Raw genomic sequence first — 20,009 nt, forward strand, 5'->3', positions numbered from 1 at the left:
ACCGGTGGCTGCAATTACTTGGCGGTCGAAGCGGCAGCGGCTGCGGCAGCTGCGTCGGCAGCAGCCTTGGCGGCGTCGCCTGCAGGAGCGGAGGCTGCGTCGGAAGCGGGAGCCGACATCGACGAGGCAGCTGCATCGGAAGCGGCAGGTGCGGGCATAGGAGCGGGTGCTGGTGCCGGGGCTTCCACAGGAGCGGGAGCGGGTGCAGGAGCGGCAGCTTCTTCCTTCTTGCCACAAGCGGCGAGAGCGACGGAGGCGACCAGGGCAGCCAGAACGAGAGAGTTCTTCATTTCAGTTTTTCCTATTGGACAGACGGATCTTGAATTGCCGCCATTGGCGCCCTCTTGCAGCGTGCTCCCTGGCGGTGCTTGGCGCTCAGGGCGCCTTTTTTACCTCAACCGCAAATTATAGGGAGATTCAGTCAATACAGACTAACACTGACGTGACGTTTTGTTTCCCTAAGGTAAACCATTGCGACACCTTGCTCTTCAAAGGCCGAGCGTGGTGGCTGGAAACCCGGGCGAACTCTTGCGCAGCAGCCACTCATTGAGGGCTTCGCGCGCCAGCAGGCGGCGCTCCGGCTCACGGCCTGCCACGCCGGCGCAGCGCTCGGGGTCGAGCCGCTGAAGGACCCACGCATCGGACCAGAGCACGCTGGGCAACTCCAGCCGGTCGGCAGATGGTGCACGCCGGCATTCGATCACGTGATCCCACACGCCCCGCCACTGCACGAACCGCGCATGGCGCCGCACCATCTCGTCGTACGTACCCGCCAGCAGCGTGAGGCGCCGGCCACGCCGGGCCCAGGCCTGCAGAGACGCAACCACTTCGCGTTCGCCCAGCGGCCAGTCGTGAAAATCGAAGTCGCTCAGCACGATCTCGCTCCATCCTTCCCTGGCGGCACGAGCCAGCCCGTCGCGCACCCATTGCCGAAAGTCGTTTCGGCCATTGAACCGCCCGGTGGGCAGCGCCGCTGCGGACTCGGCACGGGGGGATTCGTCGGTCATGGGAACTCCTTCGATCCTTCTCAGAGGCTTTTCGGGTTCACTCCGGTGCAGTCCAGGCGTGCGCCCAGCCGGTTTCGCACCAGGAAGACAGCAGTTCGAGCGCATCGTCGCTGGCTCGCGCCAGGTCGCGGCGGTGCAGCAAGCGCTCATCTGCCAGGCGGCGCATCAAAGTGGCATCGCGGCCGGCGGCCAGGTAGCTGTCGCCGTTGATGAACACATGGCGCGCGTCGTACAACATGCGCGTGCGTCGATCCAGTTGAACGCCTTCGAGCATGCCGCCCGCACGACCAGGCTCGAACCACACGTTGGGCTTGGGCTCGGTCAGACTTTCGCCCAGTGCGCGCTCCAGCGCCAGCGGCTCGGACAAAGCGCGTTCCAGTGCATCGCGGGCAAAAGCCTGCAGCGCCTGCGGAATCTCGCCGGGCTGCGCCAAGGCTGGCTGCGATGGGTCGCGATACAAATGCGGCGTGCCCTCGTCGTCAGCGGCATCGTCAGCCAGCCGCGACAGCAATTCCTGCGCAATGCCTGCACGGGCGGGCGCCCGGAAACCAATGGAATACGTCATGCATTCGCCCTCGGCGACGCCGTCGTGCGCATAGCGCGGCGGGAGGTACAGCATGTCGCCGGGTTCGAGCACGAACTCCTGCTCGGGCTCGAGCTCCGCCAGCACCTTGAGCGAAATGCCTTCGCGCAGCGTGAGGTCCTTCTGCCGTCCGATGCGCCAGCGGCGGCGTCCATGGGCCTGAAGCAGGAACACGTCGTAGCTGTCGAAATGCGGCCCGACGCCACCGCCATCGGACGCGTAGCTGATCATGAGATCGTCCAGCCGAGCGCGCGGCACGAAGCTGAACTGATCCAGCAACGCATGCACCGCATCGTCGTGCAAGTCAACGCCTTGCACTAGCAGCGTCCACTCGCGCGTGGTAAGCGGGGGCAGTGAGCGGCGCGCGAACGGGCCGTGCCTCAGCTTCCACGCACCCGCCTTCAATTGCACGAGGCGCGATTCGACGCTTTCTTGCGCGGCCAGCGCGAACAGTTCGGCGCGGCCCACGGGCGGGGCGAATGCGGGGACGGCCTGGCGGACCAGCAAGGGCTTTTTCTGCCAGTGTCGGCGCATGAATTGCGCCGGCGTGAGGCCGCCCAGCAGCGCCAGAGGTTGTTGAACATCCATGGGGAAAATACGCCGTGTGTGCGGCTGAGGGTCGAACTGCGACAATTCTCCTATGGAAATCAACCAACAATGTGTGGTCGCTTTGACCTGGATCTTGAAAGACACTCTGGGTGAGGAGCTGGACGTGCTCGATGAGCCGGTCGAGTTTCTCGTCGGTGGCGACGATCTGCTCACCCGAATCGAGGAGGCCCTGCAGGGCCACGCCGCAGGCACCTCGCTGTCGCTGCACCTGGAACCGGAAGAAGCCTTCGGCGACTACCAGGACACGCTGCTGTTCCTGGAGCCGCGAAACCTGTTCCCGGCCGACCTGGAGGAAGGAATGACGGTCGAGGGCAGCGCGCTGCCAGAGGGCACCAACCCGGCAGCACCCCGCGACGTGCTCTACACGGTGGCGCAGATCTATCCCGAGCACATCGTGCTCGACGGCAACCATCCGCTGGCCGGCATCGCGCTGCGCCTGCACCTCACCGTGCAGAGCGTGCGCGAGGCCACCGAAGAAGAGATTGGCCGCGGCTCGGCCGGGACCGGTTTCTTCCGCATCCAGCCGCCTTCGGCCGACAGTCCCACCCTCCACTGAACCGACGCAGCCAATTCACCATGCAAAACGGGCCCCGAGGGCCCGTTTTGCATGGTCCGCCCGGCGCCAATGCGCGTGGGGCGAAAAAAGTCCGGGGGTCAGATGCGGGAGATCTGGCCGCCATACAGGCGGACACGGTCACCCGTGCGCAGATCGCCCGGCGTGCTCACGTCATATACGCGCTGACCGCCCTGATCCAACTGGATCGTCAGGCGATAGCCCTCGACCTGTCCATCGTTATTGCCGGTGCGGCCTTCGACCTGGTTGCCCACGACACCGCCGCCCACGGCGCCCAGCACGGTCGCTGCGGCACGGCCGCTGCCCTTGCCCACCTGGTTGCCCAGAACGCCGCCGACCACGGCCCCCAGCACGGCACCAGCGCCGCTGGTGCCCTTGCGGCCTTGCAGCGTTTCGATGTTGGAGACCACGCCGAACTCGGTACCGTTCTGGTTTTGGTTCTGTGCGGCAGGGTAGGAGGAATAGCCCGGCTGGGGTTGAGCAGGGTAGTTGTTGGAATAGCGCGGCTGCTGAGCGCAGGCGGAGAGCAAGGTCACCAGGGCGACGGAACCAGCCAGGGTGGCGGAGCGGATGAAACGGGACATAAGAGTTCTCCTTCAGAGCGATGCGCAGGCTGTGGAAGCCTTTGACGTGAAGCGGATTGCACCATGCAGCCCGCCCCGGGACCCGCCGGGCAATCGCGGCCAGGCAAGCAAGACAATGACCGGCGGCCGTGTCGGCGCCGGACTACAAACATCCGTGAAATGGCGATCCGGATCAGGATTGACCGGTCGAGCCGTAGCCGCCTTCGCCGCGCTGCGTGGCCGGGAAGTCGCTGACCACGTTGAACTGCGCCTGCACCACCGGCACGATGACCAATTGGGCCAGCCGCTCCATGGGTTGGAGGGTGAAGGCGGTGCTGCTGCGGTTCCAAGCGCTGACCATGAGCTGCCCCTGGTAGTCGCTGTCGATCAGCCCCACCAGATTGCCCAGCACGATGCCGTGCTTGTGCCCGAGGCCCGAGCGCGGAAGGATCAATGCAGCGTATCCCGGGTCTTTCAGGTAGACCGCAATGCCGGTTGGCACCAGTTGCCAGGCATTGGGTTCCAGGGTGAGCGGCTCCGGTAGGCAGGCCCGCAGGTCGAGTCCGGCGCTGCCCGGGGTGGCGTAGGAAGGCAGTTGCTCTGCCATGCGGGGGTCGAGAATCTTGACGTCGATCTTCACAAGCTAAGTTCATTTCTTGGGGGGACGGGGAAGAGAAGGCTGGCGCGCTGCATGGCGCAGCGCTTCCAGCAGGGTTTGGAGCAGCGTGGTCCAGCCGGCTCCCGTGGTCGGCGTGGCGTTGCGGGTGCGGGACTTCCTCGTCGCGCCGACGCCTGCTGGCGCCGATCGGTCACCGAACAAGTCGGGTCGCACTCCAGGCGCGGTTGGCCGTGCAGGCTGCTGCAACTGAACGAGGCGCTCGACATAGCTCGCGAAATCACCGTCGGGCGGTGTGTCCCATTCGGGCCGGAGTGGATGCTGCACGGGCAATGGCCGATGGTGTAAAAAATCAGGCCGCGCCAGCGATGCGCTGGGCGATCTCGGCCACCAGTTGCTTGGCGAGGTCGCGCTTGGAAGCCCGCGGCAATTCGCGATGGCCCTGCGCATCCACCAGCAGCAGCGCGTTGTCGTCCTGCCCGAAGGTGGCCGGACCGATGTTGCCGACCAGCAGCGGCACGCCCTTGCGTTCGCGCTTGGCGCTGGCATGGCGCAGCAGGTCTTCGCTTTCGGCAGCGAAGCCGACGCAGAACAGCTGCCCCGAGCGCGCACGCTCGGACTGCGCCACCTGGGCGAGGATGTCGGGGTTTTCGACGAAGGCGAGCGTCGGCACCTGGCCGGAACCATCTTTCTTGATTTTGTGGTTGGCGGCCTGTGCAGGACGCCAGTCGGCCACGGCGGCAGTTGCTACGAAAACAGTAGCATCAGAAGCATTGCCCACCACGGCATCGCGCATATCCTGCGCAGATTGCACATTCAAGCGGCGCACGCCGCGCGGCGTGGGCAAATGCACCGGCCCTGCCACCAGCGTGACCTGCGCCCCGGCTTCGCGGGCGGCCCGGGCGATGGAAAAGCCCATCTTCCCGCTCGACAGGTTGGTGATGCCGCGTACGGGGTCGATGGCCTCGAACGTGGGCCCGGCCGTCACCAGCACGTGCTGGCCTGCCAGGACCTTGGGTGCAAAAAAGGCGATCAATTCTTCCAGCAGCTCCGCCGGCTCCAACATGCGGCCGTCGCCCGTTTCGCCACAGGCTTGGTCGCCATTGCCTACGGCCAGCACGACGGCACCGTCGCGCGCGACCTGCGCCAGGTTGCGCTGCGTGGCCGGGTGCGCCCACATCTCGCGGTTCATGGCGGGTGCCAGCAGCAGCGGCACCCGGTCAATGGGTCGCGCCAGGCAGGTGAGGCTCAGCAGTTCGTCCGAGCGCCCCTGCGCCAGGCGCGCGATGAAATCCGCGCTGCACGGCGCGATGACGATGGCGTCCGCCTCGCGGCCCAGGTTGATGTGCGGCATGTTGTTGGGCTCGCGCGCATCCCATTGCGAGTGGTACACCGTGCGCCCGGTCAGCGCCTGCATCGTGACGGGGGTCATGAACTGCGCGGCCGCTTCGGTCATCACCACCTGCACGGTGGCGCCGGCCTTGATGAGCAGGCGGGCGAATTCGGCCGATTTGTAGCAGGCGATGCCGCCGGAGAGTCCCAGGAGAATGTGTTTGCCGGCAAGCTCGTTCATGGCGCGCAATTTAGCAGACGGGGCCTGCGGGCTTGCAAAGCGCCGGCAAGGGCCTTGATGGCCGGCCTCTATAATCCCAATTTCCCACCACCTAAAAAGACATGACCAAATTTGTCTTCGTCACCGGCGGTGTGGTGTCTTCCCTGGGCAAGGGAATCGCCTCAGCCTCCCTTGCCGCGATCCTCGAATCGCGGGGCCTCAAAGTCACCCTCATCAAGCTCGACCCGTACATCAACGTGGACCCGGGCACCATGTCCCCGTTCCAGCACGGCGAGGTCTTCGTCACCGACGACGGCGCCGAAACCGACCTCGATCTTGGCCACTATGAGCGTTTCATCGAAACGCGCATGAAGAAGACCAACAACTTCACCACGGGCCGCATCTACCAGTCCGTGCTGGAGAAGGAACGCCGCGGTGATTACCTCGGCAAGACGGTGCAGGTCATCCCGCACGTCACCAACGAGATCCAGGAATACATCAAGCGCGGCGCCGGCGTGGGCACGGGCGACGCGGTGGATGTCGCCATCGTCGAGATCGGCGGTACGGTGGGGGACATCGAATCCCTGCCCTTCCTCGAAGCCGTGCGCCAGTTGAGCCTGAAGCTAGGCCCCAACAACGCCGCATTCGTGCACCTGACCTACCTGCCGTGGATCGCAGCAGCGGGCGAGCTGAAGACCAAGCCCACGCAGCACACCGTGCAGGAACTGCGCAAGATCGGTATTCAGCCCGATGCCCTGCTGTGCCGCGCCGACCGCCGCATTCCTGAAGAAGAGCGCGGAAAGATTTCGCTGTTCACCAACGTGCCCGAGTGGGGCGTGATCAGCATGTGGGACGTGGACACGATCTACAAGGTGCCGCGCATGTTGCACGAGCAGGGTCTGGACGGCCTGATCTGCGACAAGCTGCGCCTGAACACGCCGCCCACCACCCTCAAGCGCTGGGACCAGCTCGTCTACGAAACCGAGCACCCGCAGGGCGAGGTCACCATCGCGATGGTGGGCAAGTACGTCGATCTGTCCGACAGCTACAAGTCGGTGAACGAAGCGCTGCGCCACGCCGGCATGAAGAACCATGTGCGCGTGAAGATCGAGCACATCGATTCCGAAACCATCGGCGCCGCCGATGCGCCCGAGAAGCTCGCCAAGTACGACGCGATCCTGGTGCCTGGCGGCTTCGGCGCGCGTGGCGTCGAGGGCAAGATCAGCACGGCCCGCTACGCCCGCGAGCACCAGGTTCCGTACCTGGGCATCTGCCTCGGCATGCAGGTCGCCACCATCGAATACGCGCGCCACGTGGCCGGTTTGAAGAACGCCAACAGCACCGAGTTCGAGCCCGCAACGCCCCACCCCGTGATCGCCCTGATCACCGAGTGGAAGGACGCCGACGGCACCATCAAGACCCGCGACGAGAACTCCGACCTGGGCGGCACTATGCGCCTGGGCGCGCAAAGTTCCGACGTGGCAGCCGGCACACTGGCGCACGAGATCTACGGCAACATCGTCACCGAACGCCACCGCCACCGGTACGAAGCCAACGTGAACTACCTGGAACAGCTGCGCAAGGCGGGCCTGGTGATCTCGGCGCTCACGCAGCGCGAGCAGCTCACCGAGATCGTCGAGCTGCCCAAGAGCGTGCACCCCTGGTACATCGGCGTGCAGTTCCACCCCGAGTTCAAATCGACCCCGTGGGACGGCCATCCGCTCTTCAACGCCTTCATCAAGGCGGCTGTCGAGCACCAAAAGCGCCACCAGCCGGCCCTGGCCGCGGCGTAACCGACGGCCCGACCTGCAGCAACGACAGCAAAGAAAAGTAGAAAGACCAGCCATGAAACTCTGCGGCTTCGACGTCGGCCTGGAACACCGCTTCTTCCTCATCGCGGGCCCCTGCGTGATCGAGTCCGAGCAACTGCAGATGGACGTGGCCGGCCAGCTCAAGGAAACGGCAGCGGCCCTCGGCATTCCGTTCATCTTCAAGAGCAGCTTCGACAAGGCCAACCGCTCGTCGGGCACCAGCTTTCGCGGTCCCGGCCGCGAGAAGGGCCTGGAGATCCTGGCCAAGATCCGGCGCGACCTGGGCGTTCCGGTGCTGACCGACGTGCACACCGAAGACGACATCACCGAAGCCGCCAAGGTGGTCGACGTGCTGCAGACCCCTGCATTCCTGTGCCGCCAGACCGATTTCATCCGTGCCGTGGCGCAGTCGGGCAAGCCGGTGAACATCAAGAAGGGCCAGTTCCTCGCGCCGCACGACATGAAGAACGTGATCGACAAGGCCCGCGCCGCCGCACAGGAGGCCGGCTTGCCCGAAGACAGTTTCATGGCCTGCGAGCGCGGTGCAAGCTTCGGCTACAACAACCTCGTCTCCGACATGCGCGGTCTGGCCATCATGCGCGAGACCGGGGCGCCGGTCGTGTTCGACGCCACCCATTCGGTGCAGTTGCCCGGCGGTCAGGGCACGAGCAGCGGCGGCCAGCGCGAAATGGTGCCGGTGCTGGCACGCGCCGCCGTTGCGGTCGGTGTGGCGGGCCTCTTCATGGAAACCCATCCGGACCCGGCCAAGGCACTGTCGGACGGTCCCAACGCCGTGCCGCTGAAGCACATGAAAGCGCTGCTGGAAACGCTGGTCGCACTGGACACCGTCACCAAGCGCAACGGATTCCTCGAAAACAACTTTGGAGCTTGAGACATGAGCAGTGGTTACGTCATCGCATCCGTCACCGTCACCAACCCCGAGCAGTACGAGGAGTACAAGAAGTGGAGCACCCACGCCATGCAGGTGCATGGCGCCGAGGTCTGCATTCGCGGCGGCAAGGTCGAGGTGCTCGAAGGTGACTGGAACCCCGGCCGCACCGTCCTGCTCAAGTTCCCGAGCTTCGAGGCGGCCCGCGCCTTCTACGACACGCCCGAGTACCAAAAGGCCAAGGCGGCCCGCGAAGGCGCGGCCGTCATGCGCATGGTGTGCGTCGAAGGCGTCTGAAATTGAAGGTCGCGCTGCATCCGCCCATGGTGGTCGCCATCGCCCAAGACAACTACCTCACGCCGCAGCACGCCTTTCCGGACACCACCTACATTCCTGCGATGAGCCCTCCTCGGTATGGTCAAGACATCACGTCTGGCTGCCGCTTTCGCGCACCGAGGGGGCAAAGCGTAGGAAGCGACACCAGTGAACTCGCACCGAAAATGCTGAAATTGCTCGGCATCTTTGCTGCGGGCGATAAAACGGGTATGGCGAAACGCCTGTTTGATGAATTCTTGAACACGCGCAGGACCGCAGTGGAGTATTTCGATGACGAGCGGCTCAACACTGCGGTGAGCAACCATCCTAATATCAATTCATTCTGCAATGCGGTCGTTTCGGCCCCTAACTCACCCAACAGAACCACAGGACAAGCACGCATTCATCAACTGCTGAAAAGTGCGCAATGGAACATCAAGGAACTTTATATGCCGACCAGTCTGGGCGTTCCTGCCTTGAACTTGGGAAGCAAAGTTTTTTCGACCAGAGATTTCGATAACGGACTGGGCTTGATGATCAATGGCGTGCAGTACGTCTATGTCATCGCCACCCACTACCACCATGACAGCACTGCAAAGAAATATTGGCTGACCCTCAACTTCGTGTTCTACGATATTTTTGGTTTGGATGATGATGATGATTTGAAAGAATACGGCGCGGCTTCGGATTCCATCTTGGCGTCGAAGGCTTCGGTCGGGATTACCGCTTGGTGGCAGCTCCAGCACCAGTTCGGTTACTGCCCTCTCGTCACCCGTGCGGTCACCACCAAAGATTATGAAATCTCTGCCGAATAAGCCTTTCGGGACCAGTAGAGCATTGTCATTGGCATGCTCATGCTTGATTCTGGGACTTCTGCTGACCCCATTGGCCTACATTGCCATTGGCAGCCTGGGCGGTTTCTCGACTGAGTTTTCATTGATTTCGTTGCCCTTATTGGCATTCAGCATATTATTTTTGCTTTTCAGATTTTTCGGTAAAAAGACGCCTGACAAATCATTCAACTTGCGGCATGCCATCGAAGTAATTTGCTGGTTATTGATCATTGCTTTTTTATTCTTCGTCTCCAACTTCACGTTGCTGACGGCCTTTGAACGCATCGGTTTATTTACAGCGCTATTTGTCGCATGTGCGATCATTTCAATCCCGATACTGGCAATCCTTCAGTCCGCCTTGGTCAAAAGAGTGGAAGCTTGGCCAAGAGCCTGGACCGTTGCTGTGCAATTGGTGATAGGCATTCCCGCGATTATTTTGACGGCCGCCTACCTGTTCACTGCCACCGCATCGCTTTGAAAATGACGCTATAGAAATGAAAGAGGTTTTCTGCAACCCAGTTGCCGTAGAACTTCACGCCAAATTCAATCATCAACCGGAGAACCCTGAATGAGTGCCATCGTTGACATCGTAGGCCGCGAAGTGCTGGACAGCCGCGGCAACCCCACCGTCGAGTGCGACGTTCTGCTGGAATCGGGCGTGATGGGCCGGGCGGCCGTGCCCTCGGGCGCCTCTACCGGCAGCCGTGAGGCCATCGAACTGCGCGACGGCGACAAGGGCCGCTACCTGGGCAAGGGCGTGCTCAAGGCCGTGGAGCACATCAACACCGAGATCTCTGAAGCCGTGCTGGGCCTGGATGCCTCCGAGCAGGCTTTTCTCGACAAGACGCTGATCGACCTGGACGGCACCGACAACAAGAGCCGCCTGGGCGCCAACGCCATGCTGGCAGTGTCGATGGCGGTGGCCCGCGCCGCGGCCGAAGAGTCCGGCTTGCCGCTGTACCGCTACCTGGGCGGGATGGGCGGCATCCAGTTGCCCGTGCCGATGATGAACGTGATCAACGGCGGCGCGCACGCGAACAACAGCCTGGACCTGCAGGAGTTCATGATCGTTCCCGTGGGCGCACCGAGCTTTCGCGAAGCCGTGCGCTGGGGCGCGGAAGTGTTCCATGCGCTGAAGAAGATCATCAACGACAAGGGCATGAGCACGGCCGTGGGCGACGAAGGCGGTTTTGCGCCCAGCGTCGAAAACCACGAAGCCGCGATCCAGCTCATCCTGCAGGCCATCGACGCCGCAGGCTACACGGCCGGCGAGCAGATCGCCCTGGCCCTGGACTGCGCTGCCAGCGAGTTCTACAAGGACGGCCACTACGTGCTGGAAGGCGAAGGCGGCATCCGCCTCACGGCCCAGCAATGGACCGACATGCTGGCGGCCTGGGTGGACAAGTACCCCATCATCTCCATCGAAGATGGCATGGCCGAAGGCGACTGGGATGGCTGGAAGCACCTGACCGAACGCCTGGGCGAGAAGGTGCAACTGGTGGGCGACGACCTGTTCGTCACCAACACCAAGATCCTGAAGGAAGGTATCGACAAGCGCATCGCCAACTCGATCCTCATCAAGATCAACCAGATCGGCACGCTGACCGAAACATTCGCAGCCATCGAGATGGCCAAGCGCGCCGGCTACACGGCCGTGATCTCGCACCGTTCGGGCGAGACCGAAGACAGCACCATCGCCGACATCGCGGTGGGCACCAACGCCGGGCAGATCAAGACGGGCTCGCTGTCGCGTTCGGACCGCATCGCCAAGTACAACCAGCTCCTGCGCATCGAGGAAGACCTGGGCGACATCGCCCACTACCCCGGCCGCGCTGCGTTCTACAACCTTCGCTGACCTTTGCGCCTGCGGCACGGCCCTTCCAATGGGCCGTGCTGGAGGGGCAACCGATTCGATCTTTTCCTTTCACCCCCGCCTGACCCCGGGCCTTAGGCCGCCATGAATTCCCGCATCGTTCCGCTGGTGCTTCTGCTCCTCCTCGTCGGGGTGCAGGCGCAGCTGTGGTCGGGGCGCGGGAGCGTCCACCATGTGCAGGAAATGAAGGAAAAAATCGCGGTCCAAAAGCAGGCCAACGCCGACGCGCGCCAGGCCAACGAGCGCCTGACCTCGGAAGTGCACGACCTCCGCGACGGTCTGGACATGGTCGAGGAAAAGGCGCGCAACGAATTGGGCATGGTCAAACCCAACGAGATCTACGTGCAGGTGACCCACCGCTGAGCGCGGGCGTCTGCGGCGTCTTTCTTTTCCTTTCCTTGCCAGCCATTCCGGTCCGCATCGCCCTGCTGGGTACACCGGGCGAAAGCCTGGAGGCTTTTGCGCGCACTGTCGCGCTGCATCTCGACCCGGTGCATGCCGCCATCGACACCTGCCCTGCACTAAGCGCCGCGGTGCTGCAATGGCTGGATTTGCCCGCACCTCTGTCTCAGGCCGAGGCGGCGAAAGAGGCTCTGGCATCGCTGGCCAGCGCCCATGCGGCCACGGCGGCGTTGACGCTGCTGACCGGCCTGGAAAGCCCAGGTGGCTCGCCATTCCCGGCATTGCCCACATCGCCTTCTTCTTCGCCTCAGCGTTCAACATCGGAGCGGTTCGATGCCTGCCTGCGCCAGGCGCTTTCAGACGCCGGTGTGGCGTACCGCGTGCTATACGGCAGCCATGACGAACGCTTGCGATCCACGCAGGTTGCTATAAAAAACATAGCTGTCAGCGCAGTGAATACGGCGGCAGAGCCCGCTTTTGATGCAAACGCGCTGCGCCCCGTCCGGCTGCGTGCCTGGTCGTGCGAGAAATGCAGCGACCCCGAATGCGAGCACAAGCTGTTCACTGCGCTGCGCGGCTGAAGCCTCGCCGCCCACGGCCCCGTGGACGGCTGCACGCCCGTCGTTACTGAACGCTCGAAGGTCCTGGCAACTGCTTGCCCGGCTCTGTGAAGATCTGCGCGGCATCGACCGCGTCGTAGCGGTACTGCTGGCCGCAGAACTCGCATGCCACTTCGATGTCGCCGCGTTCGGCCAGGATGCTCTCGGCCTCTTCCACGCCCAGGCTGCGCAGCATGGCGCTGACGCGCTCGCGGCTGCAGGTGCACGCGAAGCGCGGGCCGTCCACGCCCTGGCTCGGCACGAAGCGCAGCAGCTTTTCTTCCCAGAACAGGCGGCGCAGGATGGTGTCGACATCCAGCCCCAGCAGTTCGTCGCGCGTGAGGCTGGCGGCCAGCGTGGCGATGCGGTTGTAGTCCTCGTTGCGGCCGATCTCGTCCTCGTTTTCGCGGTAGGTCATTTCGCCGGCCAGGTTGCCCTCGCCCTTGATCGGCATGCGCTGGATGAGCAGCCCGGCGGCCACCTTGTCGTCGGCCGCCAGCACGAGTGTGGTGTCGAGCTGCTCGGACTGCAGCATGTAGTGCTGGAGCACGTCGCTGAGCTTCTCGATCTTCTCGTTGTGGTCGCCGTGCAGCGGCACCACGCCCTGGTAGGGCTGCTGGCCTGGCAGGCGGTCCTTGGGGTCGAGCGTGATGGCGCAGCGGCCGCCGCCACCCACGTTCACCATGTCGCTGAGGCGCGCGCTGTCGGGCACTTCGCCGTTCACCGAGGCCGTGGCGCGCAGGCTGAGGTCCGATTGCACCTCGGCCACGGCCAGCTTCACCGGCCCGTCGCCGAAGACCTGCAGCACCAGCGCCCCGTTGAACTTGATGTTGGACTGCATCAACACGCCCGCCGCCGCCATCTCGCCCAGCAGTTCGCGAACGGGCGGCGGGTAGGCGCCGGAAGTGGTGTTGGCGGCGCGCCGCGCGAGGATTTCGGTCCAGGCGTCGGTCAGGCGCACGATCATGCCGCGCACGGGCAGGCCATCGAAAAGAAACTTGTGGAGTTCAGACACCTGATTGATTCCTGAAAAGATTGCGCCGCCGTTCAGGCCAGCTTGCGCAGCCCGGCGCGAAAACGGCGGGCGTTGTCGACATAGGACTGCGCGTTCCTGCGCAGCCCTTCGATCTGCTCGGGCGAGAGCTGGCGCACCGCCTTGGCGGGGCTGCCGATGATCATGGAGCCATCGGGAAACTCCTTGCCTTCCGTCACCAGCGCGCCGGCGCCGACGAGGCAATGCTTGCCGATCTTCGCACCGTTGAGCACCACCGCGCCGATGCCGATCAGTGATTCGTCGCCCACCGTGCAGCCGTGCAGCACGACCTTGTGGCCCACCGTGACACGCTCGCCCAGCACCAGCGGCTGGCCGGGGTCGGAATGCAGCACGCTGCCGTCCTGCACGTTGGTGCCGGCGCCGATGGTGATCGGCTCGTTGTCGCCCCGCAGCACGGCCCCGAACCAGATGCTGGAAGCCTCGCCCAGCACGACGTTGCCCATCACTTCGGCACTGTCCGCCACCCAGGCCGAGGGCGCGGTGCGGGGTGAAATGCCGTCGAGTTCATAAAGCGCCATCAAAGTCTCCTTTTTTTGTGATCGGGGCCGAATCCTAGAATTGTAGGGATGGACCTTCGCCAATGCGCCCTCTCAGCCCTGTGCCTGACTGACCCTGAGGCCAAAGCCGCCGCCACACTGGACCTGCATGCGCGCGCCGCCACCGGCTCTGTCAGCGCCCAGTGGCCGTCCGGCCCGGTGGACGCGGCCGCCCTGCCCGGCCGGCCCGAGCGCCCCACCTTGCTGCGCCACACCGAAGTGGCCCGCCGCTCGCCCGCCACGCACGAAGGCCGCGCGGTGCTGATGCACGCCATTGCGCACATCGAATTCAACGCCATCAACCTCGCGCTCGATGCCGTCTGGCGATTCGACGGCATGCCCCAGGCTTTCTACCTCGACTGGCTGCGCGTGGCCGCCGAAGAAGCCAAGCACTTCGGCCTGCTGCGCGAACACCTGCGCGGAATGGGGCACGACTACGGCGACTTTCCCGCGCACCAGGGCCTGTGGACCATGTGCGAGAAGACCGCCGGCGACATCGTCGCGCGCATGGCCCTGGTGCCGCGCACGCTGGAGGCCCGCGGGCTCGATGCCACCCCGCTCATCCAGCGCAAGCTGCGGCAAGTGGGCACCCCCGATGCGCTGGCCGCCGTGGACATTCTGGACATCATCCTGCGGGAAGAGGTGGGGCACGTGGCGATTGGTAACCATTGGTATCGCTGGCTGTGCGATCGGGATGGTCTTGATCCGCTGGCGCACTACGGGCTATTGGTGCGGCGCTACGAGGCGCCGCGCCTCAAACCGCCATTCAACGCCGAAGCCCGCCGCGCCGCAGGGTTCAGCGACGCCGAAATGGAGTGGTTACAGCATGGCTGACAAGGCCGTGCTGCCTTACGATCTTTCCTACAATGCGCCAAACCCGCAGCCTCCGACGCCGAGGGGTGCGGCCCTTCACCGATCGCCTTCAGTTCGCCACCCATGCCACAAACGCCTGTCGCCGGCACCTCTCCGTCCATTGCTCCCGAAAGCAACCCTGCAGGCGCGATGATCGCGCGGCAGGCAATCATGAACGGGCAGCAGGCAGTGGTCGGCTACGAGCTTTTCAACCGGTCCCGCGCCGGCCACGCCCACACCGCTGCCACGGACGTTTTCCTGGTGTTCACCGCGCTGTCCCATGCGGGCAGCGAGGAGCTGGTGGGCAAGAAGCTGATCTTCGTCAACTGCACCCATGAGAGCCTCTCGGGCGGCCACCTCGAACTGGTCGATCCCGACAAGGTGGTGCTGGAGATTCCGCCCCTGGGCCATGCGGCCGCCGAAGAGGTGAGCACGCGGCTGCCGATCCTGTCGGGGCTGCGCGAACGCGGTTTTCACCTGGCGTTCAACCACACGGTGCTGGAGTCGGCCTATGCGCCCTGGCTGCCGCTGGCCGACTACATCAAGCTCGATCTTTCGGTGCTGGCACCAGACCAGTTGGCCGTGCTCATCAAATACGCAGGCCGGCATTCCAAGGCCGAGTTGATCGCCGAAAAGGTCGAGACCGCCAAGCAATACGACATGGCATCGAGCAAAGGCGTGCAGCTGTTCCAGGGCTACTGGTTTTCTCGCCCCTCGCTGGTGGAGGCCAAACTGCTCACCCCGGCGCAAAGCAGCATCATCCACCTCATCAACCTCGTGCGGCAGCAGGCCAGCACGGACGAGATCGAAGAGGTGCTCAAGAAGGATGCGGGCCTGGCCTTCAACCTCATGCGGCTCATCAATTCGTCCGGATTCGGGCTGACGCGCGAGATCACCTCGTTCCGGCAAGCGGTGATGCTCATGGGCCTCAAGAAGCTGTTCCGCTGGGCCGCCCTGCTGCTCACCGCTTCGCGGGCCGGGGGCATTTCCGCCTCGGTCGGCCACACGGCCGTGGTGCGGGGCCGGTTGATGGAACTGCTCGCCCTGGAAACCATGTCGCAGGACGAGGCCGACCAGGCTTTCGTGGTCGGTATTTTTTCGATGCTCGATCAGATGTTGAGCATGCCCATGGAATCCGCCGTAGGGCTGCTGCACGTGCCTGAGACCGTCTCCGAAGCGCTGCTTGAGCGCACGGGCGTGCTCGGAGAGCTGCTGCGGCTGGCTCAGGCCTGCGAATCCGCCGACGATGCCGCCTTCGACCAGGCCGCCAGCACGCTGCAGCTTTCGAGCCAGCAGATCAATATGGCCCATTTGCAGGCACTCGCCTGGGTGGACCAGTTGGCGGAATGAGGTCCAGAGTGGGCGACACCGCGCAACTCTGGTGGTAAGGTCACCGAATTCATTCAATTCACTGACGCAGACCCCCATGTCGAGCAACTCCGAAAACGCCCCAGCTTTCGAGAACACCGCCCCCCAAGGGGAAGACGAGGACTCGAGCAACCTGGCGATCATTGCGCGCCAGGCGATCGTGGATGAGCAGCGCGCCGTGTTCGGCTACGAACTGTTCGATCGCTCCACCGCATCCGACGCCCACACCGCCGCCAGCGATGCCGCCCTGCTCTTCAACGCCCTTTCGTACGCCGGCACCGAAGCCCTGGTGGGCAAGAAGACGGTGTTCATCAACTGCACGCACGAAAGCCTGGCCGGCGGGCATCTGGAACTGATCCACCCCGAAAAGGTGGTGCTGGAAGTGCCGCCGCTGGCCGATGGCGCCACGGCCGAAGAAATCGAAGGCCGCGTCTCCACGCTGGAAGGCCTGCGCACCCGGGGCTTTCGGCTGGCATTCAACCAGAACGTGTTGCGCCGCACCTACGCCGCCTGGCTGCCCCTGGCCGCTTTCGTGAAGCTGGACATGCAGGCGTTCCGGCCCGAACTGGCCGAACCGCTCGTCAAGTTCGCCCGGGCCAATTCCAAGGCCATCCTGGTCGCGGAAAAGGTGGAAACCGCCGAGCAGCACGAACGCATGTCGGCCCTGGGCGTGAAGCTGTTCCAGGGTTACTGGTTCGCACAGCCTGCGCTGGTGAAGGCGCAGACGATCCGGCCCTCGCAGGCGACGATCATTCAGCTCATCAATCTGGTGCGCAAGCAGGCGAGCACGGCAGAGATCGAAGAGCTGCTCAAGAAGGACCCCACGCTGTCCTTCAACCTGCTGCGGTTTATCAACTCGTCGGGCTTCGGCCTGTCGTGCGAGGTAACCTCGTTCCGCCATGCGGTGATGATTCTGGGCCTCAAGAAGCTGTTCCGCTGGGCGGCGCTGCTCATGACCACCTCGCGCGCTGGCGGCTCCCCGCCGGCCGTGGGCCAGACCGCCGTGGTGCGCGGACGCCTCATGGAACTGCTGGCGGCCGAATTGCTGCCTCCCGAAGAATGCGACAACGCCTTCGTGGTCGGCGTGTTCTCGCTGCTGGACACCATGCTCGGCGTGCCGCTGGAAAAAGCCCTCGACTCGGTCGCCCTGCCCCAGCCCGTGATCGATGCGCTGCTGCACAACACGGGCGTGTTCGCACCTTTCCTGGAACTCACCAAGGCATGCGAGAGCGGCGACGAAGTGGCCTTCGCCCGCGCAGCCGAGGCACTGCACCTGTCCAACCGGCAGGTGAACTGGGCCCACTTGCAAGCGCTGACCTGGGCTGAAAGCCTGGGCGAGTGATCTGCCAATGATCCGCCGGGCACCCGCCCGGCAGGAACGGCGCTTACCGCTAGTCCGCTTGCAACGGCGGGCTTTCGCCCCGTTGCCCTCGCCGGAACTCCGCAGGCGCACATCCCACTTCCCGCTTGAAGAATTTGGTGAAGTGGGTCGCCTCGTCGAAGCCCAGTCTGTCCGCGATGACTCCGACGGGCAACTCGGTGTGCACCAGCAACCGTTTGGCTTCTAGATTGATCCGCGCAGCGATGAAGGCTTTGGCAGTCGTCCCCGCCACTGCAGCCAAAGACCGGCCCAAACTCTTTTCGGTGTAGCCCAGATGGCTCGCGTAGTCGGCCACCTGATGCCATTTCGCAAAGCGCTCTTCCACCAGTGCCTGAAACCGCTTGAAGCGCTGTGATGCCGCGGAGGCAGCTGGCTCGACCGACTGCTGCTGCCCTTTCAGAATGCTCAATCGCGCCAGCAGGGCGTGAAGCTGGTGGCGCAGCAGAGCGTGCATCTGGCCGAGTGGAGCATCCAGGTGCACGTCCTCGTACATCTGCTGAATCGAGCGGGTTACCGTTCGCAGTTCTTCTTGAGTCAACAGCAGCTGTTCCGGCAGCCCGACCCCGTCAGGCGACCGCATGGGGTCGCCGGACGCAGCAGACGCAGCGACTGCAGCAGCGGCGGGCATTGCAAATTCCGGACGGAACAGGACGATCCAACCCTCCCAGTCTTCATCGCTGCCGAGGTTATGGGCCTGCCCTGGCTGCAGCATCAAGAAGGTGCCCTGCGGGCAGGCGAGCGCCTGGAAATCCACCCATTGGGTGCACTCTCCCTGGGTGACGCACACCAGCATAAAAAAGTCGTAGCGGTGGGTGGTTTGTACCTTCGCCCTGCCGCCGCGGCGCCAGAGTTCGCGGGCCGGATAAACCTCCACATCGAGCTGGTAGGGTGCCGTGGGGTCGTATTGCAGCCGCTGGATGTCGGCCTTCAATGCTTTCTGCCGGGTTCGCTTCACCGCCGCCATCACATGGGTCCCGCTTATTCAAGAATGTCTTGAAAGTACCATTGATTGTCGCGATTGCGCCGTTTCATTGGGCCTCATCCGTCCAACAATGACCATTCCTACTTTTGAAGAAACGGAATTTTCATGACTGGCATCGACATCTCCAAGGCCTACATCCGCGCGGTCCAGACCGGCGATCAGACGGCGCTGGGCCAACTGATCTCTCCGGATGTGATCTGGCACCAGCCGGGGAACCATCGGTTCTCCGGCACCCATCGTGGAATGGCGGAAGTGGGTCCGATGCTGGGCAAGATGATGGAAATCTCCAAGGGCACCTTCACCATCACCCATGCCAGTCACTTCATGGCAAATGGCGACTGGGTCGCCGTCACCCTGGAGTTCGCCGGTGAAGCCAACGGCATCACGATGAAGCAGCCGGGGGTCGATCTCATCCGCATCGAGGGAGGCCGGATCGTCGAAGTCCGCCTGTTCTCTAGCGATCAAGCACAGGAAGACCTGTTCTGGGGGCGCTGATACCGTTTCTGCATGCGGCGCTGGCGGCACATTGAATGATCGACCGCACATGCCGGTGCATCGCGGCATGTGCGTGTCGCGGCGCCGATCGATCGCGCCGGTACACCGACTCAATTCATCTGAATGCCCGCCGCGCGGATGATGCGGGCGTTGTTCTGCGACTCCTCCGCAATCTGCTTGGCGAAGTCCGCGGCCTTGCCGCCTTGCGGCACGTTGTCGGTGGCCTCGAACCGGGCGCGCAGGTCCGGCTGGGCCAGCGCGTGATTGATCTCGGCATTGAGCCGCTCCAGGATGGACGTGGGCGTGCGCGCTGGCGCAAATAGGCCGAAGAGCGAACTGACGTTGGCCGCCGGAATACCCAGCTCGGCCAGCGTGGGCACGTCGGGCAGCGAATCGAGGCGGGCGGGCGCGCCCACCGCCAGCGCACGCAGCTTGCCGGCCTTGATCTGCTGCATGACCGCAGGTCCGGCGTTGGTGGACAGTATTTCGAACTGTCCGCTGAGGGCATCGTTGAGCTGCTGGCCGCCGCCCTTGTAGGGCACGTGCGTGATCTGGACCTGCGTGGACTGCATGATCTGCTCCAGCATGATGTGTCCGAGCGATGCCAGCCCCGACGTGGCCCAGCGCACCTCGCCCGGCTTGGCTTTAGCGGTCGCCAGCAACTGTCGGAAATCCTTGGCCTGGCTGGAGGGCGTGCCGAGCAGCAGCACCGGCGACACCATCACGCTGGCCACTGGCACGATGTCGCGCTGCGGGTCGAACGGCGATTTGCCCAGGTGCGGGTTGAGCACCAGCGGGCTGATGGAAGAAAAAGCCAGGGTATAGCCGTCCGGTGCGGCTTTCGCCACGGCATCCATGCCGATGGAGCCGCCCGCGCCGGCCTTGTTGTCCACGATCACCGAAGTGCCCAGTTGGGCAGACAACTTGTCGCCGAGGGCCCGTGCCACCACATCGCTCACGCCCCCGGCGGGGTAAGCCACGACGATGCGGATGGGGCGGGCGGGCCAGGTGCCCGGTTGTTGGGCGTGGGTGGCGATTGGCAATGCCAGCGCGGCGAGCCAGGAACAACTGGCGGCCGCCATCAGCCGGCGGCGGGAAAGATCGGTCATGGAAGG

The 20,009-nt window shown here is 64.1% G+C and carries 24 protein-coding genes; 13 read left to right on the forward strand and 11 right to left on the reverse strand.

Annotated elements, in window-relative coordinates; genetic code table 11:
• Positions 1-14: 14 nt before the first annotated feature.
• The 3 genes from BLT03_RS13920 to BLT03_RS13930 form a co-directional block, all read right to left on the reverse strand.
• Positions 15-290, reverse strand: coding sequence for a hypothetical protein (locus BLT03_RS13920; protein WP_092744365.1), 276 nt, complete (start codon positions 288-290; stop codon positions 15-17).
• 198 nt (positions 291-488) lie between these two features.
• Entirely contained in the window at positions 489-1,007 is a 519-nt protein-coding gene (locus BLT03_RS13925) for a hypothetical protein (RefSeq protein ID WP_092744366.1), read from the reverse strand.
• A gap of 37 nt (positions 1,008-1,044) precedes the next feature.
• Complete coding sequence (locus tag BLT03_RS13930; RefSeq protein WP_092744367.1) at positions 1,045-2,178, reverse strand: cupin domain-containing protein; 1,134 nt, start codon at positions 2,176-2,178, stop codon at positions 1,045-1,047.
• A gap of 52 nt (positions 2,179-2,230) precedes the next feature.
• Here BLT03_RS13930 and BLT03_RS13935 point away from each other — a divergent pair, with 52 nt between their 5' ends.
• Positions 2,231-2,755 carry an FKBP-type peptidyl-prolyl cis-trans isomerase gene (locus BLT03_RS13935; RefSeq protein ID WP_092744368.1) on the forward strand — a complete coding sequence of 175 codons (525 nt, stop codon included), beginning with the start codon at positions 2,231-2,233 and terminating at the stop codon, positions 2,753-2,755.
• Positions 2,756-2,853: 98 nt separating this feature from the next.
• Here the strand turns inward: BLT03_RS13935 and BLT03_RS13940 are convergent, their stop codons facing one another.
• From BLT03_RS13940 to coaBC, 4 genes are all read right to left on the reverse strand, one after another.
• Positions 2,854-3,357, reverse strand: coding sequence for an outer membrane lipoprotein (locus tag BLT03_RS13940; RefSeq protein ID WP_092744369.1), 504 nt, complete (start codon positions 3,355-3,357; stop codon positions 2,854-2,856).
• A gap of 172 nt (positions 3,358-3,529) precedes the next feature.
• Positions 3,530-3,976: a dUTP diphosphatase gene (gene dut, locus BLT03_RS13945; RefSeq protein WP_092744370.1), complete on the reverse strand. Its 447-nt coding sequence runs from the start codon at positions 3,974-3,976 to the stop codon at positions 3,530-3,532.
• 9 nt (positions 3,977-3,985) lie between these two features.
• The gene (locus tag BLT03_RS23970; RefSeq protein WP_139160398.1) at positions 3,986-4,279 is read right to left on the reverse strand and encodes a hypothetical protein; all 294 of its coding nucleotides are present in this window, start codon (positions 4,277-4,279) and stop codon (positions 3,986-3,988) included.
• A 25-nt stretch (positions 4,280-4,304) separates the two neighbouring features.
• Positions 4,305-5,525, reverse strand: a complete 1,221-nt coding sequence (gene coaBC, locus BLT03_RS13950) for a bifunctional phosphopantothenoylcysteine decarboxylase/phosphopantothenate--cysteine ligase CoaBC (RefSeq protein ID WP_092744453.1) — start codon at positions 5,523-5,525, stop codon at positions 4,305-4,307.
• A gap of 101 nt (positions 5,526-5,626) precedes the next feature.
• Here coaBC and pyrG point away from each other — a divergent pair, with 101 nt between their 5' ends.
• The 8 genes from pyrG (at position 5,627) to BLT03_RS13990 (ending at position 12,208) form a co-directional block, all read left to right on the forward strand.
• Positions 5,627-7,297 (forward strand): CTP synthase, encoded by a 1,671-nt coding sequence (pyrG, locus tag BLT03_RS13955; protein WP_092744371.1) that lies wholly within the window; start codon positions 5,627-5,629, stop codon positions 7,295-7,297.
• A gap of 52 nt (positions 7,298-7,349) precedes the next feature.
• Positions 7,350-8,207: a 3-deoxy-8-phosphooctulonate synthase gene (kdsA, locus tag BLT03_RS13960; protein WP_092744372.1), complete on the forward strand. Its 858-nt coding sequence runs from the start codon at positions 7,350-7,352 to the stop codon at positions 8,205-8,207.
• A gap of 3 nt (positions 8,208-8,210) precedes the next feature.
• A complete protein-coding gene (locus BLT03_RS13965; RefSeq protein ID WP_092744373.1) occupies positions 8,211-8,501 on the forward strand; it encodes a DUF1330 domain-containing protein in 291 nt (96 codons plus the stop codon).
• A 26-nt stretch (positions 8,502-8,527) separates the two neighbouring features.
• Positions 8,528-9,334 carry a hypothetical protein gene (locus BLT03_RS24860; protein WP_245711391.1) on the forward strand — a complete coding sequence of 269 codons (807 nt, stop codon included), beginning with the start codon at positions 8,528-8,530 and terminating at the stop codon, positions 9,332-9,334.
• 70 nt (positions 9,335-9,404) lie between these two features.
• Complete coding sequence (locus BLT03_RS13975) at positions 9,405-9,830, forward strand: hypothetical protein (protein WP_092744374.1); 426 nt, start codon at positions 9,405-9,407, stop codon at positions 9,828-9,830.
• Between the two features lie 90 nt (positions 9,831-9,920).
• Positions 9,921-11,207: a phosphopyruvate hydratase gene (eno, locus tag BLT03_RS13980; RefSeq protein ID WP_092744375.1), complete on the forward strand. Its 1,287-nt coding sequence runs from the start codon at positions 9,921-9,923 to the stop codon at positions 11,205-11,207.
• A gap of 102 nt (positions 11,208-11,309) precedes the next feature.
• The gene (locus BLT03_RS13985) at positions 11,310-11,588 is read left to right on the forward strand and encodes a septum formation initiator family protein (protein WP_092744376.1); all 279 of its coding nucleotides are present in this window, start codon (positions 11,310-11,312) and stop codon (positions 11,586-11,588) included.
• 35 nt (positions 11,589-11,623) lie between these two features.
• Positions 11,624-12,208: a hypothetical protein gene (locus BLT03_RS13990; RefSeq protein WP_092744377.1), complete on the forward strand. Its 585-nt coding sequence runs from the start codon at positions 11,624-11,626 to the stop codon at positions 12,206-12,208.
• Positions 12,209-12,251: 43 nt separating this feature from the next.
• Here BLT03_RS13990 and hslO read toward each other — a convergent pair whose 3' ends face one another.
• Both hslO and BLT03_RS14000 read right to left on the reverse strand, forming a co-directional pair.
• Positions 12,252-13,241: an Hsp33 family molecular chaperone HslO gene (gene hslO / locus BLT03_RS13995; RefSeq protein ID WP_092744378.1), complete on the reverse strand. Its 990-nt coding sequence runs from the start codon at positions 13,239-13,241 to the stop codon at positions 12,252-12,254.
• Positions 13,242-13,273: 32 nt separating this feature from the next.
• Positions 13,274-13,798 (reverse strand): gamma carbonic anhydrase family protein, encoded by a 525-nt coding sequence (locus tag BLT03_RS14000; RefSeq protein WP_092744379.1) that lies wholly within the window; start codon positions 13,796-13,798, stop codon positions 13,274-13,276.
• Positions 13,799-13,846: 48 nt separating this feature from the next.
• Between BLT03_RS14000 and BLT03_RS14005 the strand changes: the two genes are divergently transcribed.
• The 3 genes from BLT03_RS14005 to BLT03_RS14015 all read left to right on the forward strand — a co-directional run bounded on the left by BLT03_RS14005 (position 13,847) and on the right by BLT03_RS14015 (position 17,378).
• On the forward strand, positions 13,847-14,650 hold the full coding sequence (locus BLT03_RS14005) for a ferritin-like domain-containing protein (RefSeq protein WP_092744380.1): 804 nt from the start codon (positions 13,847-13,849) through the stop codon (positions 14,648-14,650).
• 102 nt (positions 14,651-14,752) lie between these two features.
• Positions 14,753-16,018, forward strand: a complete 1,266-nt coding sequence (locus BLT03_RS14010) for an EAL and HDOD domain-containing protein (protein WP_092744381.1) — start codon at positions 14,753-14,755, stop codon at positions 16,016-16,018.
• A 76-nt stretch (positions 16,019-16,094) separates the two neighbouring features.
• Positions 16,095-17,378, forward strand: coding sequence for an EAL and HDOD domain-containing protein (locus tag BLT03_RS14015; RefSeq protein WP_092744382.1), 1,284 nt, complete (start codon positions 16,095-16,097; stop codon positions 17,376-17,378).
• Between the two features lie 49 nt (positions 17,379-17,427).
• Here the strand turns inward: BLT03_RS14015 and BLT03_RS14020 are convergent, their stop codons facing one another.
• Positions 17,428-18,381 (reverse strand): AraC family transcriptional regulator, encoded by a 954-nt coding sequence (locus tag BLT03_RS14020; RefSeq protein ID WP_092744383.1) that lies wholly within the window; start codon positions 18,379-18,381, stop codon positions 17,428-17,430.
• A 123-nt stretch (positions 18,382-18,504) separates the two neighbouring features.
• Between BLT03_RS14020 and BLT03_RS14025 the strand changes: the two genes are divergently transcribed.
• Entirely contained in the window at positions 18,505-18,894 is a 390-nt protein-coding gene (locus tag BLT03_RS14025) for a nuclear transport factor 2 family protein (RefSeq protein WP_092744384.1), read from the forward strand.
• A 110-nt stretch (positions 18,895-19,004) separates the two neighbouring features.
• Here BLT03_RS14025 and BLT03_RS14030 read toward each other — a convergent pair whose 3' ends face one another.
• Complete coding sequence (locus tag BLT03_RS14030; RefSeq protein WP_092744385.1) at positions 19,005-20,003, reverse strand: Bug family tripartite tricarboxylate transporter substrate binding protein; 999 nt, start codon at positions 20,001-20,003, stop codon at positions 19,005-19,007.
• Positions 20,004-20,009 lie beyond the last annotated feature (6 nt).

The sequence above is a fragment of the Paracidovorax valerianellae genome (assembly GCF_900102625.1).
Classification (GTDB): Bacteria; Pseudomonadota; Gammaproteobacteria; order Burkholderiales; family Burkholderiaceae_C; genus Paracidovorax; species Paracidovorax valerianellae.